This window comes from Enterococcus sp. DIV1937 (assembly GCF_050535975.1).
GTDB classification, from domain to species: domain Bacteria; phylum Bacillota; class Bacilli; order Lactobacillales; family Enterococcaceae; genus Enterococcus; species Enterococcus faecalis.
Window position 1 is genome coordinate 2,203,898 of the sequence record NZ_CP172909.1, and the last position, 14,719, is coordinate 2,218,616.

The 14,719-nt window shown below is 37.2% G+C and carries 13 protein-coding genes; 2 read left to right on the plus strand and 11 right to left on the minus strand.

The window, feature by feature from the left end; translation table 11 throughout:
* Positions 1 to 7: 7 nt before the first annotated feature.
* The 8 genes from IGL13_RS10485 to IGL13_RS10520 form a co-directional block, all read right to left on the minus strand.
* Positions 8 to 1,090 carry a M42 family metallopeptidase gene (locus tag IGL13_RS10485; protein WP_002378640.1) on the minus strand — a complete coding sequence of 361 codons (1,083 nt, stop codon included), beginning with the start codon at positions 1,088 to 1,090 and terminating at the stop codon, positions 8 to 10.
* A gap of 212 nt (positions 1,091 to 1,302) precedes the next feature.
* Positions 1,303 to 2,577, minus strand: coding sequence for a D-alanyl-lipoteichoic acid biosynthesis protein DltD (gene dltD, locus IGL13_RS10490; RefSeq protein ID WP_002356390.1), 1,275 nt, complete (start codon positions 2,575 to 2,577; stop codon positions 1,303 to 1,305).
* Complete coding sequence (dltC, locus tag IGL13_RS10495; RefSeq protein WP_002356389.1) at positions 2,577 to 2,813, minus strand: D-alanine--poly(phosphoribitol) ligase subunit DltC; 237 nt, start codon at positions 2,811 to 2,813, stop codon at positions 2,577 to 2,579. Before dltC ends, dltD begins: the two co-directional genes overlap by 1 nt.
* A 38-nt stretch (positions 2,814 to 2,851) precedes the next feature.
* Positions 2,852 to 4,057 carry a D-alanyl-lipoteichoic acid biosynthesis protein DltB gene (gene dltB, locus IGL13_RS10500; RefSeq protein WP_002382500.1) on the minus strand — a complete coding sequence of 402 codons (1,206 nt, stop codon included), beginning with the start codon at positions 4,055 to 4,057 and terminating at the stop codon, positions 2,852 to 2,854.
* Positions 4,054 to 5,574, minus strand: coding sequence for a D-alanine--poly(phosphoribitol) ligase subunit DltA (gene dltA, locus IGL13_RS10505; protein WP_002368807.1), 1,521 nt, complete (start codon positions 5,572 to 5,574; stop codon positions 4,054 to 4,056). Before dltA ends, dltB begins: the two co-directional genes overlap by 4 nt.
* 14 nt (positions 5,575 to 5,588) lie before the next feature.
* Complete coding sequence (locus IGL13_RS10510) at positions 5,589 to 5,738, minus strand: teichoic acid D-Ala incorporation-associated protein DltX (RefSeq protein WP_002356384.1); 150 nt, start codon at positions 5,736 to 5,738, stop codon at positions 5,589 to 5,591.
* A gap of 203 nt (positions 5,739 to 5,941) precedes the next feature.
* Entirely contained in the window at positions 5,942 to 8,038 is a 2,097-nt protein-coding gene (locus IGL13_RS10515) for an ABC transporter permease (protein WP_002392853.1), read from the minus strand.
* Positions 8,028 to 8,795, minus strand: coding sequence for an ABC transporter ATP-binding protein (locus IGL13_RS10520; protein ID WP_002356382.1), 768 nt, complete (start codon positions 8,793 to 8,795; stop codon positions 8,028 to 8,030). The genes IGL13_RS10515 and IGL13_RS10520 overlap by 11 nt, the downstream gene beginning before the upstream one ends.
* Before the next feature lie 405 nt (positions 8,796 to 9,200).
* Between IGL13_RS10520 and nrdD the strand changes: the two genes are divergently transcribed.
* Both nrdD and nrdG read left to right on the plus strand, forming a co-directional pair.
* Entirely contained in the window at positions 9,201 to 11,384 is a 2,184-nt protein-coding gene (gene nrdD, locus IGL13_RS10525) for an anaerobic ribonucleoside-triphosphate reductase (RefSeq protein WP_002382497.1), read from the plus strand.
* 32 nt (positions 11,385 to 11,416) lie between these two features.
* A complete protein-coding gene (gene nrdG, locus IGL13_RS10530; RefSeq protein WP_002356379.1) occupies positions 11,417 to 12,013 on the plus strand; it encodes an anaerobic ribonucleoside-triphosphate reductase activating protein in 597 nt (198 codons plus the stop codon).
* Positions 12,014 to 12,057: 44 nt separating this feature from the next.
* Here the strand turns inward: nrdG and dinB are convergent, their stop codons facing one another.
* The 3 genes from dinB to IGL13_RS10545 all read right to left on the minus strand — a co-directional run bounded on the left by dinB (position 12,058) and on the right by IGL13_RS10545 (position 14,706).
* Positions 12,058 to 13,173, minus strand: a complete 1,116-nt coding sequence (dinB, locus tag IGL13_RS10535) for a DNA polymerase IV (protein WP_023894966.1) — start codon at positions 13,171 to 13,173, stop codon at positions 12,058 to 12,060.
* Positions 13,174 to 13,301: 128 nt separating this feature from the next.
* Positions 13,302 to 14,060, minus strand: a complete 759-nt coding sequence (locus IGL13_RS10540; RefSeq protein ID WP_002356377.1) for an ABC transporter permease — start codon at positions 14,058 to 14,060, stop codon at positions 13,302 to 13,304.
* The gene (locus IGL13_RS10545; protein WP_002378641.1) at positions 14,044 to 14,706 is read right to left on the minus strand and encodes an ABC transporter ATP-binding protein; all 663 of its coding nucleotides are present in this window, start codon (positions 14,704 to 14,706) and stop codon (positions 14,044 to 14,046) included. The genes IGL13_RS10540 and IGL13_RS10545 overlap by 17 nt, the downstream gene beginning before the upstream one ends.
* Positions 14,707 to 14,719 lie beyond the last annotated feature (13 nt).

Consider the following 14,719-nt stretch of genomic DNA (forward strand, 5'->3'; position numbering starts at 1 on the left):
TCTGAAACTAATAACTAGTCAATTTAGCGACTGTTTCTTTATCTAGACGTTTCACCACTTCTGTGACTAATTTGACTGTGTTGAAATAATCATCTTCATGAATAACTGAGGTATGTGAATGCAGATATCTAACAGGCACCGTGATGGCTAATGATGGAATCCCATTGCGTGTTAAATGCATGCGGCCAGCATCCGTACCTCCCCCTGTAATCACTGTATATTGGAAGGGAATGTTATTTTCTTCCGCCACTTGAATAACAAAATCACGTAATTTTTTATGCGGAATCATCGATGCATCATAAATCAAAATTTGTGGTCCTTCACCTAAAACAGAGTCGGCTTCTTTAGGTGTCATTCCTGGTGTGTCACCAGCTGTTCCTGTGTCTAAAGCAAACGCTATGTCTGGATTCACAAGATGCGTACTTGTTTGCGCACCGCGTAGCCCCACTTCTTCTTGCACATCACTGCCTGCAAATAAAATATTGGGGTGCCCTTCTGTCGCTAAATTTTCTAAAACTTTTAATGAAACGGCCGTACCAATTCGGTTATCCCACGCTTTTGCCAATAAAAATTTTGTATCATTCATGCGACGATAGTCAATATATGGTGTCACCATATCCCCTGGATGAATCCCCCATTCTGCAACTTGTTGATCGCTACTTGCACCAATATCAATAAACATATCTGCAATCTCATAGGGTTTGTTACGAACTTCCGCTGTTAACACATGCGGTGGTTTAGACCCAATGACACCATGGTAAACCTTACCAGTCGTGGTTTTAATCTGAACTTGTTGGGCCAACATCACTTGCCCCCACCAACCACCAACGGTTTGAAATTTTAAAAAGCCTTTTTCTGTGATTTGGGTAACCATGAAACCGACTTCATCCATATGCCCAGAAATGTAGACTTTTGGTCCTTCTTTATCACCAACATTTTTTGCAATAATACTGCCAAGGCCATCATATAAAAATTTATCCGCATACGGTGCTGCATACTTTTTAAATAACGAACGTACTTCGTCTTCATTCCCAGAAATCCCTTTAGCACTTGTTAAATCAATTAACATTTTTTCTTCTTTTGCATCCATAAAAATAACTCCCCTCAAAAACCAATTTTATCCATTATACCACGAACTAAAAAAATACTTACAAAAAATAAATTGAGCAACGTTCTCCACTAAAAATAAACGAAAAAACAGCCTGCACGCTCGTTATTCAACGGCAGGTACAGGCTATTTTCATTGTTACGAAGCGCTTCTAGTCCGCTTCAGATAATTGGTACTTGATCCATCTTGCCTTCTTAAAATTGAGGTAAGACCAATGGATTTTGTTGTTGCCAATCTGTCTGATAAAAACGATCATCAATTTGATACGCTAACTTTTTAGACGCAGGTTGTTTCATAAATTCATCTACTTGACGATCAACAGCGAGCCAACCACGCCAACCTAAATGAATCGTGTCCGCCATAAAGTAGCGTTCATTACTACATGTTGAGAAGTCAGCAATGTTAGTAAAGCCTTGCTCTTGAAGTTGATATTTCAGCTTGCGTGCTACTTGTTGCAACATATCTTGTGACAAGCCCGTATAGTCCGACCAACGTTTGTTAACAGGTGGGATTACAAATAAAACATCGACATTTTTTTCTGCTAACTGTTCTAACGCAGCTTGGAAATCACCATATTCTGGAGAAAAACGATAATCCCATTTCTTTTGTGAATGAGCTAATTTCGGTAAAACTGGTTTAATCCGTTGGCGATAAAAACCGTTACTAATTTCAAATTTATTATTATTAATGGCTTTTGCCGCAATTTTTCCAGCTAGCTGATCTAATTCATTAAAATTATAAGTAGCAGGTAATTGTTTCATATCTTTTTCAACAATTGGTTCTCTGCTAACCATGCCAATTTGGCTAAACAATTCATCTTCACGATTCAAGAAACGGAGATTCATTATAAAATAATCTCGTTGAGAGCGTTGGGGAAGTTGCCCTGCCTGCAGATTTGCCAAAGTTTCCATTAAGACTTTGTCTTTTTGAACAACTGGAAATTTGGTCAAACGTTGTGCTAGATATTGGTCACCGCTGGTTAATTCGGTTAAATTAGCTAACCATTGATAGGTTTGTAATTGTGAATAGTGTGCACCAAAACTATCATTAGGTACACCCTTTTTGACAAACCATTGCGGAGATAAAATAAAGACCGCTTTCTTATTGGCAATCGCATCGCCCATCGAATGAATGACCATTGCTTGGGTTAATGACTGTGTGCCCGCTTCTCCTAGTAAAAACGGTCGGTAGTTCCGTTGATACTTTTCAGAGAGCACACTAGGGTGGAAAGCACTAAATCGACTTAATTCAGAAGAGCCAAAAAAAGGAACATATTTACCAGAAGCCACTGCTTTGTTTTTAATCACATTGCCTTTTAAAACGTTCGGTGCCATTGACGTTGATGCTTCCTTCAACGTTTTTTCGGAAGTTAAATTGATTCTGAACGGTGCAAAAAAGAACACTGCAACCAAGACCGCTGAACAAAGCACTGGACCTAAGATTCTGATTAGTCGTTTTTTTCTAGACATTATTGTAAAGCTTCCACTTGTTGAATGATTTGTTTTGGTGTTCCCCATACTTCACGGTCAAAGTCTGATACAGGAACTTGGATTCCTAATTGTCCTTCAATTTCTACTAATAATTGAACCGTCGCTAAAGAGTCCAATAATCCTTCTTCAAATAATTGAATGTCTTGATTGTTCACAACTTCGTCTGTTCCTGTAATATCTTCTAAAATGTTTAATACTGTTTCTTGAATGTTCATTATAAATTGCCCCTTTATATTTTTATTTTTATTTTTATTTATTTAAACCATAGTTTGTCTAAAAATCCTGAGAAAATCAGGAAGCTGACACAAACCGCTTGGAAAGTTAAAAAGACTGCAAATGCATGTGTAAATTTGTTTGATGGTATCTTGTCTTTATGTTTTTTCTTAAAACGTAGCCAAGCATCTGTTACACAAATTAGTGTTGCATGGTAGAGCCCATAAGCGATGTAGAACCACGTTAATCCATGCCAAATGCCCATGATTAAGAACAACGCAAAGTAACCAATATTAGAAGTCACAATCCGACTTTTAAAGACTTTCTTTTTCATTAAGAAAAACATTAAGCGCATGTAAATGTAATCACGGAACCAAAAAGATAAGGTCATGTGCCAACGATTCCAGAATTCTTTAATATTCCAACTTAGGAACGGTTTGTTAAAGTTCATTGGTGTATCATAGCCCATTAAATAACTTGTGCCAACGGCCAGTAAACTATAGCCTGCGAAATCAAAGAATAGATACAAACTGTAATTATACATATAGCCGACTGTCCACCAAGATAAACCACCTTGTGCCAAGGCCATTTTTTCCACATGTGGTAAAAAGACACCACCAAGATAATGACTGATAATAAACTTATATAAAAATCCTAGAAATAAATAAAAAATTCCTTTTTCTAAAAAGTCTAAATATTTCTCCGCACTCGGCGGGTTTTTCAAATCTTTTTCAAAGCGCCGATAACGATCGATGGGTCCTGAAGAAATAGTCGGGAAAAACAAGAGAAACTGAATGTAACGAAACGGATGATATTCTTTCATTACGCCATCCCGTAAATCCATGACCACTTGGACCGCTTTAAAGGTTAAATAAGAAATCCCTAAAAAGCCAAGTAAGGTTGTTTTGCCTGTCATGAAGGGAGAAACTTTCACCCAAACAAGCGGTAATATAGCTAAAAAGACAGCCAGATAAAAGACCCAACCTGCATTTTTATTTTTTCGATAAGCCGCATAGCCCCACGTTAGTAACGTCTGATAAATAACATATACAATCAGAGCGACTCCTTGTTGCCAAAATTCGCCACCAAAACTGATATATAGAAAGACCAGTGTCACGAGCGTTTGATACCAAGGCCAACGTGTCCCTTTAATGGCTAAAGTTAAAATCATCGGCAACAAGGCCGCAATTAGCAGAACAAAGTAATACGGTGCATTATAGGGAATCATATGAGGAAAATTCATCATGTGGCATTCACCTCATTCATCAACCCTTTCCGATCAATTTTGCCATTACTTGTCAAAGGTAATTGTTCAACATATACAAATTTTTGCGGAATCATGTAGTCCATTGTCAACGTGGCTAATTCTTGTTTAATTGCCTTAGTTAATTGAAAATCACTTGAAAATTCATGTGCTTGCGGAACGACATAGGCAATTAATTGTTGGACTTTATTTCCTTGATATTTCGGCACAACGACTGCTTGTTTCACGTAGGAAACATTCGTTAAGTGATGATCCACTTCTTCTAACTCAATGCGGTAGCCATGCAATTTAATTTGAAAATCTAAGCGTCCCTCATACTGCAATAGGTTATCGACTAACTTTCCAGCATCGCCTGTGCGATAAGCTGGTACGCCATCTAATTGGAAAAAAGCTTCAGCTGTTTTCGCAGGATTATTTAGATAGCCTTTGGAAACACTTGGTCCAGCAATGACGATTTCACCAATTTCACCTGCAGGTAATTTTGACATGCCTTCCATAATATAAATTTGCGTATCCTCTTTCACATACCCGATTGGTAAACGTTGAACACTTTTTAAAACTTCTTGAGTGATTTCAATGGCACTAATCGCTACAGTCGCTTCTGTCGGCCCATACGTATTATAAATATGCGCAGTTGGGAAACGAGCGGCTAATTTCTCAGCTGTTGGTTTTGGTAATTCTTCTCCACAGAATAAAAACGTGCGCAGTGCTGGTAGATGTTCACCATCGAAGCTTGGTTCCATTAGACACAATTCAATAAAGGACGGTGTTGAAACCCAGACGTCGATTGTTAATTGTGGCAAACGCGTAAATAATTGTTTAAAATCGTTAATGATTTCATTGGGTAACGGAGTTAATGAGCCGCCTAACGCCAATGCGGGATAAATAGACATCACCGATAAATCAAACGAATAAGGTGCCTGTGCTAAAAAGCGGGCCCCTTCTTCTAAACCAAAATCTTGCAACAACCAATTCGTAAAGCTAACTAAATTATCATGACTGATTTGCACACCCTTTGGTACGCCAGTTGTCCCTGAAGTGAAAATGATATAGTAATTACTTGCTCCTGTGACAGGCGTCAACGCAGGCGCATGTCGAGGTGCATGCATCATCATTTCTGTTAATTCTTCCGCCGTAATTACTGGCACTTCGGTGGCTAACTCAGGCCATTCATGCACAGCAATCACTGCGGTTGGTTTGGCTACGTTTAGAATTAGTTCAATGCGTTCTTTTGGTGTATGTGCATCAATGGGGATATAGCTAAAACCAGCTTTCGATGCGCCTAAAAAACTCACAATCATTTCAAAATCTAATTCTCCATATACGACAATCGCTGACTTGTCCGTTTTCAGCTCAGCTAAATAAGCGGCTAGATTGTCTGACTTTTCTTTTAACTCTCCATACGTAGAGACTTTTTCTTCGGTTAAATAAACAGGACGTTGGGGTTCTTTACGTGCCCATTCATCAATCGTTTGAATCATATTAATTACTTTTTCCATGTATAGCCGCCTCCTTAAAACTCGTTATAAATGAAGGTTCCTCCATTGATATTCTTGTAATGATAAAGATAAATTAATGCAATGACAATGAAAGAATAAAATAACGTTTTACCGATGAATTTAAGACTTTCGTTATTGAGAATTTTCTGAAAAGTTGTTTTCATTATCATTCACCTCCTAAGGTTAATCGCTATCCATTATTTTATGCTATATTTCAGCAAAGTCCATTGAAATTTCTTACAATTTAATAAAAAAACTAACAATTTCGTCACTTCTTAAATTTTCATGATTTTCATAAACGGAACTCTCATAATTTTTTCGCATAAAGAAACTGTAAAAACCGCTTCACAACGGCTTTTACAGTTTTTTAAAAATGGATGTGTCGAATCATCCGCGCATAAATGGCAGACGTTAAAATATAAAAAATTAGATAAACAATTATTAAGATTCCACAAGAAAGATATACTAACAAATATCCTGGACTCTTAATAAATTGGCTTAGCAAATAAATGGCAAAGGTGGTATGCAAAATCCCAATGACCATCGGCGGAAAGAAAATCAAACTATTCTGTCGATAAATTTGCTTAGTTATCGCTTTACTAGAAACACCCATCCGTTTTAAAGTCACGTAATCTTGACGCTCACTTACAGCTGAAAACAGTTGTCGTAACATCAAAATACTGCCCGTAATAAACAACGCTAAAATTGCCACAAACATGGAGACATATAAAGTCAAGCCGTTAATTTTTCGTTCATAGCGTAAAGAGGCGTAGCGATCATTCATATTTAGCCGCCAAGTTTCGGTGACATCATCTTGCGTATTCTTTGCCTCTTCGTTAGGCATTTGTTTGGCAAAACCACTCAACTGCTGGTTATTTTTTTCATACTTATACAAAATTGGCGCTTGCCATTCTGTGGCAATCTGTTTATTTACGGCTTCATAAAGTTTTTCACGGCTTTTCGTGTCAACATTTACGGCGTTAATCTGATACTGAATGGAATTTTTTGTCACTTTCTGATAAAGGGCATCGGAAACGACAATCGTTGGTAAGGAATATTGCAATAAAAAATTGCCTAGATAGTTAGGCAGCACTTGTTGCAGTTGTGCCTTCTCTCCTTCAACAAATTGCAGTTTCGATTCATAACGAGACATACCACTTAAAATATTGGTAAAGCTATCCATATAGATAACACTTTGGTCATTTTTTAAATGTAAATCGTTTAAATAAGGATTAATTTTTTGATAGTTGCGGTAATTTGAGAAGGATAAAACATTAACTGCTTCAATCGTTTCTTGTTCCTCTTGCGCTTGACCAATTCGCAAACTGCGTTCAATTCCAGTAATTTTATAAGAAAGTGTCACTTCATTTTTTATTTTGGTGTCCTTCGCTTCATCGAGAACTTTCTTCAATTTAGGATAGCTTTCCTGTGAAACTAAAAAGTCCACGGGGCCATCACTGTTGACCGTGTGCATACTAATCGTATACACAAAAACCATCACGCCGATCCCACTCAAGGCTGTCGCAATTAACAAGGTCAAACCAGTGAGTGTTTTGCTACTTTTAAATAAGTAGCGTTTGGCATTGCCTAAAGTAATCATACGTAAATCTTGGTAATACCATTTTTTTCTATGATTAAATAAGCGAATGATAAAATACATGGTATAACGGAAAAATAAATAAGTTCCCACCACACATAGACCCAAAATGATAAAAGGCGTCAATGTAATAATCATCGGAATCGAGATATCCAATGAATCATTTAATTGTTTATACACAATACCTGTCGCTAAATTCCGAAAATCAAACGCAATAAAATAACCAGCCAGTAAACAAATAGGTCCTAAAATACCTAGAAACTGCCGCCGTTTCGTTAAACGACTATAATTAATTTGACCAATTTTTTCTTGGTGCATAAGCTGCGACAATGGATAACGATAAATCATCCAAATACTTCTTAAGCAGACAATCAAAATCATAAATGCAAAAGCTACACCGGTTTCAATAACGGAACGCCAAGAAATATAGAAGAAACTGGGGACTTCTAAAAACATAACTTTGGCTAAAATCATTGAAAACAACTTGGTGAAAATCACTCCTAAAATAATTCCATTAATTAGTGAAACAAAGCCTAAAACTAAATTTTCTACTAAAAAAATTAGTGAAACTTGGCTCTTTCTCAAGCCAATTAATCGATACAAGCCAATTTCTTGGCTACGTTTTCCTATAAAAAAACGATTTGCTGCCAACATAAAGCCCAAAATAATAATGGTGACTAAGGTACTACCGAGTCCTAAAGATCGCTTAATTTCGATATCACGGCCTGCACCTGCGACAAGAGGCTGGTTGTAAGCAATCGCACGGAAACAATAATAAACGACCGCTGCAAAAGTCATACTAATGTAATAAACCAGATAATTAGGTACATGAGCTTTTAAATTTTTTAATGATAGTTTAAAAATCATTTGCGCGCCCGCCTCCACCAATCGTTGCTTGCATATCTATCACACGATTAAAAAATTCCTTACGTGATCCTTGACGAACAACTTCTGAGAAAATCGCACCGTCTTTAATGAATAAGATGCGATTGCAAAAACTGGCCGTGTACGGGTCATGTGTCACCATCAAAATTGTGGCATCATCATGCAGATTAATTTCAGCTAAATATTTCAACAATTCTGTTGCTGATTTTGAATCCAGCGAGCCAGTTGGTTCATCTGCAAAAATAATTTTAGGGTTCGTAATCAAAGCACGAGCAGCTGCTACCCGTTGTTTTTGTCCCACAGATATCTCTGGTGGATAAGCAGATAAAAGCTCCTGAATCCCCAAAATCGAAGTCACATGTAACAAACGTTTATCCATTTCTTCTAATGAAACTTTTTCTACAGCTAAAGGCAACAGAATATTGTCCTTCACATTTAACGTATCAATTAGGTTAAACGATTGAAAAATAAACCCCATTTCGTTTCTTCGAAAATCACTTAATTGATTATCTCGCATTTTTAAAATATCTTGTCCGGCGATGCGCACGATTCCTGCGGTTGGCAAAATAATCGAGGATAAGACATTCAACAGTGTCGATTTCCCAGCACCGCTGGGACCCATAATCCCCACAAATTCGCCTTCATCAACGGTAAACGAAATATTATCTAATACTTCTGTTTTATTATTTAAACGACCATATGTCTTGCTGACATGGTTTACTTCTACAATTTTTTTCATTTTTCTCGCTCCAACGTTTTGTTATTACTCTTATTTTACCAAGAAAAAATCTGAATGAACATCGTTTTATCTTACAATATCGTTCGGTAGTCAAAGAATAATTGGCATTTCGTGAATAAATCCGCAAACAATTATTATTTAATAATTGTTATTTTTTAGTGTTGCTTTTAGCAATTTGGCAAAAAAATCTTTGCTGTTTTTTAATTTGGACAAAGAATTTTTTTCACGCAAAAAAATTTGCTCAATCCTTTTCTTCATTTGTTTTCATATTTTTTCAAAACAGCACAAGCACAATATATAGTGTTTGTCTAGTGATATTTTACTAAAAATACGCAATATATCGATTGAATTTAGCCGACCTTTGTATTAGGATAGTTACTAACGAGATATAAGGAGCTGGATAAAATGATGAAGATTACTGATGAAAAAGCCGAGGATGTTAATCTCTCAACAATTAAAGTCGTCAAACGGGATGGTCGTTTAGTGACTTTCGATGATCAAAAAATATACGATGCTTTGATCAAAGCTGAACAAAAAATACATGACCAAGTCACTCCTTTGACACATCAAAAAGTCCAATCGATTGTTGCCGATGTCAATCGAGAAATTGCCGAACGTTTTACCAATAACGTAAAAATTTATGAAATTCAAAATATTGTGGAACATACTCTGCTATCCAACAACGAATATGCCTTAGCCGAAGAATACATTCATTACAGAACCCAACGTGATTTTGAGCGTAGTAAAGCGACTGATATTAATGTATCTATCGGCAAATTAATTAATAAAGATCAGACTGTCGTGAACGAAAATGCCAACAAAGACAGTGACGTTTTTAATACGCAACGTGATCTAACCGCTGGGATTGTTGGAAAATCAATTGGTTTAAAGATGTTGCCTTCACACGTGGCTAATGCCCATCAAAAAGGCGACATTCATTACCACGATTTAGATTATCATCCATATACGCCCATGACAAACTGCTGTTTAATTGATTTTAAAGGCATGCTAAACAATGGCTTTAAAATTGGGAACGCTGATGTCGAATCACCAAAATCAATTCAAACGGCCACTGCACAAATTTCTCAAATTATTGCCAATGTAGCTTCCAGTCAATATGGTGGTTGCTCTGCCGATCGGATTGATGAATTATTAGCGCCTTTTGCGGAACGTAATTATGAAAAACATTTAGCAGATGCGCAAGAATGGATTGAAGGAGAAGAACGCCAAAAAGCATTCGCTCAGAAGAAAACGAAAAAAGATATTTTTGATGCCATGCAAAGTCTTGAGTATGAAATTAATACCTTATTTACTTCCAATGGACAAACCCCTTTTACTTCTCTGGGATTTGGTTTAGGTACCAACTGGTTTGAGCGAGAAATTCAACGGGCGATTTTACAAATCCGAATTAATGGTTTAGGGATTGAAAAACGAACAGCTATTTTCCCAAAACTAATTTTCACAATTAAACGAGGCGTCAATGCGCAACCTACTGATCCAAACTACGATATTAAACAGCTGGCACTGGAATGCGCAACGAAACGCATGTATCCTGATGTTTTAAACTATGATAAAATCGTTGAACTAACAGGTAGTTTTAAGGTACCAATGGGCTGTCGTTCCTTTTTACAAGGCTGGAAAGACGAACAAGGTGAAGAAGTAAATGTTGGCCGAATGAATTTAGGCGTTGTGACCTTGAACTTACCAAGAATCGCTTTAGAAGCGCAAGGAAGTCAAGAAAAGTTCTGGCAAATTTTAAATGAACGTTTAGCGATCGTTAAAGATGCTTTGGTTTATCGGGTTGAACGTGTTAAAGAAGCTAAACCAGCGAATGCACCGATTTTATACATGTATGGTGCATTTGGAAAACGTTTAGCTACACAGGATGCCGTAGATGAACTGTTTAAAAACAAACGTGCCACGGTTTCACTTGGCTATATTGGCTTGTATGAAGTGGCTTCTGCCTTTTACGGCGGTGCTTGGGAGGACAATCAAGAGGCCAAAAACTTTACACTGGATATTTTAAAAGAACTGAAAAAAAATGCCGACAACTGGGGCAACGAATACGGCTATCATTTTAGTGTCTACTCTACACCGAGCGAAAGCTTGACTGACCGTTTTTGCCGTTTAGATACTGAAAAATTTGGCATCGTCGAAAATATTACAGATAAAGAATATTACACAAATAGTTTCCATTATGATGTACGCAAAAATCCAACGCCTTTTGAAAAACTTGATTTTGAAAAAGATTATCCAAAATACTGTTCTGGTGGTTTTATCCACTACTGTGAATACCCCATGTTACAGCAAAATCCCAAAGCACTTGAAGCTGTCTGGGATTACGCTTATGACAAAGTTGGCTATTTAGGAACCAATACGCCAATTGATCATTGTTATGCCTGTGGTTTTGAAGGGGACTTCCATCCAACTGAACGTGGCTTTGAATGTCCAGAATGTGGCAATCATGATCCTAAGACTTGTGATGTCGTTAAACGGACTTGTGGTTATTTAGGTAACCCGCAAGCTCGCCCAATGGTACATGGTCGTCACAAAGAAATTTCCTCTCGTGTGAAACATTTAAAAAATTAAACTCGATTATTCTATAGAAAGAAGTTTTGCTGATGCGTAATCCGAAACCACAAGAATGGAAAACCGAAGACTACAGCCAAAAAAAGATTGCCGATTACAAAGCGTTCAACTTTGTTGATGGCGAAGGTGTACGCAATAGTTTATATGTGAGTGGCTGTCTCTTTGCTTGTGAAGGTTGTTTTAACAAAGCTGTCCAAAATTTCAATTACGGTACGCCGTTTACAGAATCTTTAATGAATCAAATTATTGAAGATTTGTCCCATGACTATGTCCAAGGTTTGACTCTTTTGGGTGGTGAACCTTTTCTGAATACAGATGTTTGTCTTAGTGTGGTCAAACGTGTGCGGGAAACATTTGGCTCAGCCAAAGATATCTGGTCTTGGTCTGGGTATACCTTTGAAGAACTACTTTTAGAAACGCCTGATAAGCTTGAACTACTCCATTCAATTGACATTTTAGTTGATGGGCGCTTTGAACTGGCAAAACGTAATTTAAATTTACAATTTCGTGGCAGTAGTAATCAACGGATTATTGATGTACCCAAATCACTTGCTGCTGGCAAAGCTGTTATTTGGGAAAAATGTCATGACGCCGAAACGTCTTATGAACAAATCAAAAAATCAATTTAAAAAAGTTAGCCCTTTAGCCATCTCTTGAGGATGTGTCTAAAGGGCTAACTTTTTTCCCATAAAGGTAAAACAATGTTTTCATACGCTAGTGGATCTAAATTCGTTAAAGTAATGCCTAATAAACGGATTCCTTGTTCTAAACCTAAAATATCTTCCCAAATTAAATTCGCTTGATAGAAAAGTTCTTCTTTTTTAGAAATATATTCAGGTAATGTCACACGTTTCGTAATCGTCGTATAGTCAGTATAACGAACTTTCAGGACTACTGTTTTGCCATGTTTTTGCACTCGTTGCAATGCACGCTCAACACCTGCTGCTAATTGTCTCAATTGAGCCGTAACCTGCTCTTCCGTCGTTAAAGGGGTGCCGTAAGTATGTTCCTTGCCTACCGACTTACGATCTCTAGTCACTTGAACTGGCGCATCATGGATACCACGGACTTTACGATACAATGAATAACCCATTTTACCGAATAACCGAATCAACGTCATCTCATCTTGCTTGTATAAATCTGCTCCAGTAAAAATCCCTAGTTCATGCATTTTGGGCACTGTTTTTTTCCCGATTCCGTGGAAATCTTCAATCGGTAATGCTTTCAAAAAATCTTCGGCCTCTTCTGGTAAGACAACCGTCAGGCCCTTTGGTTTCTGGAAATCTGATGCTAACTTGGCTAAAAACTTATTGTAACTAACACCTGCCGAGCAAGTTAACTGCAATTCATGCCAAATATCATATTGGATCATTTTCGCAATTTTAATAGCCGACTTACTGTTGACCTTATTTTCAGTTACATCTAAATACGCTTCGTCAATAGATACTGGTTCAATCACATCTGTATAGCGGCGAAAAATTTCACGGATTTCTTGAGAAATTTCACTATATTTCTGATAATTACCTGGCTTAAAAATGGCACTTGGACATAGTTCATACGCCTTTTGAGCACTCATAGCCGAGTGAATACCGTACTGTCGAGCAATATAATTCGCTGTGGTCACCACTCCTTTGCCCCCAGTATCACTTGGATGGCGCGCAATAACTAACGGATGTCCTACTAGCTCTGGATGATCTCGTTCTTCAACTGAAGCAAAAAACGCATCCATATCTATATGTATAATTTTTCTCGACGTATCTTTTTTTAAGGGAAAACGTAATTCGCTCATCATTTTGATTCGCCTCCTCCCTCCATTATATACGAACGTCCGTTCTTTTTCAAATTGAAACTTCTTTATTTCAACCAGAAAAAGCTGAAAATCCGTGAAGTTATAAACACAGATTTCCAGCTTTTTAATTAAACAACCAATTGTTTTTGTTGATTATAGTAGCCTTTATAGGCAAGATAAGTTGCAATTACTGAACCAATACTTGTTGCTGATAGCAACATAAAGGTCACCATAATCTGATATTTTATCGCATGGACCGGATCAACGCCCGCAAAAATTAAGCCTGACATCATCCCAGGCAAACTAACAATTCCGACAGTTTTGGCAGAATCAATCGTCGGTGCCATCCCGGTTTTCACACTTTGTTGGATGATTGGTAAAGAGGCGAGTTTGATAGTTGCACCTAACGCTAGTTTCTCCATTACCGCTTGCCGTTGGTTTTGAAAAAGAGTATCTAAATTGCGATAGCATAAACCAATTGCCACCATCGAATTGCTGGCAATCATCCCACTGATAGGAATGATTTGAGAAGGAATAAATTTAATAGAACCAGAAAAAATCAAAATACCAATGGTAATTCCTGTACTACAACCAATTGCAATGAAAGAAATCAAAAAGCCCTTTTGTAATTGCTGGCTGCGTTTTTTTGCATTAAAGGCTGCGTTGGAAACAATCACCAAAACCATGATGAGCGTTAAAATCAGGTTATTGACTTGAAAAACATATTTTAATAAATAGCCGACTGCGACTAATTGAATGACTGCTCGAATCACACTAATAATAATATCTTTGGTAAAACCTAATTTTTCTTTAGTACTAATAATTAATGCGACCACCACTAGCATGGCTGAAAAAAATAAGGACAAATTATTAACTGCTAAATCCATCTGTCGGCGCCACCTTTCCTGCTACAATACGAATCACTTGCTGTGCTTGCTGAATTTCTTCGGTATCATGCGTGACACGAACCAGCGTGACTCCTTGCTCTTTGTTTAATTGGTTTAACAATTGATTGACAATCTGTTTGCTTTCTTCATCTAATCCCGTTGTAACTTCGTCTAATAATAAAACATCTGGTACAAAAATAATGTTTCGTAGCAAAGCAACCCGTTGTCGCTCACCACCAGAGAGTTCGGCTATTTTCTTTTCAAGATAAGCAGCGGGCAATTTCACTTGTTGGAGCAATGCCACGACTTTTTCCTGATTAAACGCTTCTTGTCTGACGGTAAATGGAAATAATAAATTATCATACACGGTTTCACCAAATAAAGTTGGCTGCTGAAAACAATAAGAAACCTTTTGGCGGTATGTTTCGATTGGTATTGTAGTAATTGGCGCTTCTTGATAAAAAATTTCGCCTTCTGTAGGACTTAATAATGAAGATAAAATTTTTAAAAATGTACTTTTCCCGCTACCTGAAGGACCAACAATTGTTGTATTGCTGCCTGTTTCAAATGACAAATCAATATCAGAAAGAATGCTACGACCATTTACTTGATAAGACACGCCTTCTGCTCGCAATAAATTACTCATGTTTCTCTCCTTT

What these genes read in the sequence shown, in the direction of transcription:
- IGL13_RS10485 (WP_002378640.1), bottom strand. Translation starts at nt 1,090, where the DNA reads ATGGATGCAAAAGAAGAAAAAATGTTAATTGATTTAACAAGTGCTAAA.
- dltD (WP_002356390.1), bottom strand. Translation starts at nt 2,577, where the DNA reads ATGTCTAGAAAAAAACGACTAATCAGAATCTTAGGTCCAGTGCTTTGT.
- dltC (WP_002356389.1), bottom strand. Translation starts at nt 2,813, where the DNA reads ATGAACATTCAAGAAACAGTATTAAACATTTTAGAAGATATTACAGGA.
- dltB (WP_002382500.1), bottom strand. Translation starts at nt 4,057, where the DNA reads ATGATGAATTTTCCTCATATGATTCCCTATAATGCACCGTATTACTTT.
- dltA (WP_002368807.1), bottom strand. Translation starts at nt 5,574, where the DNA reads ATGGAAAAAGTAATTAATATGATTCAAACGATTGATGAATGGGCACGT.
- IGL13_RS10510 (WP_002356384.1), bottom strand. Translation starts at nt 5,738, where the DNA reads ATGAAAACAACTTTTCAGAAAATTCTCAATAACGAAAGTCTTAAATTC.
- IGL13_RS10515 (WP_002392853.1), bottom strand. Translation starts at nt 8,038, where the DNA reads ATGATTTTTAAACTATCATTAAAAAATTTAAAAGCTCATGTACCTAAT.
- IGL13_RS10520 (WP_002356382.1), bottom strand. Translation starts at nt 8,795, where the DNA reads ATGAAAAAAATTGTAGAAGTAAACCATGTCAGCAAGACATATGGTCGT.
- nrdD (WP_002382497.1), top strand. Translation starts at nt 9,201, where the DNA reads ATGATGAAGATTACTGATGAAAAAGCCGAGGATGTTAATCTCTCAACA.
- nrdG (WP_002356379.1), top strand. Translation starts at nt 11,417, where the DNA reads ATGCGTAATCCGAAACCACAAGAATGGAAAACCGAAGACTACAGCCAA.
- dinB (WP_023894966.1), bottom strand. Translation starts at nt 13,173, where the DNA reads ATGAGCGAATTACGTTTTCCCTTAAAAAAAGATACGTCGAGAAAAATT.
- IGL13_RS10540 (WP_002356377.1), bottom strand. Translation starts at nt 14,060, where the DNA reads ATGGATTTAGCAGTTAATAATTTGTCCTTATTTTTTTCAGCCATGCTA.
- IGL13_RS10545 (WP_002378641.1), bottom strand. Translation starts at nt 14,706, where the DNA reads ATGAGTAATTTATTGCGAGCAGAAGGCGTGTCTTATCAAGTAAATGGT.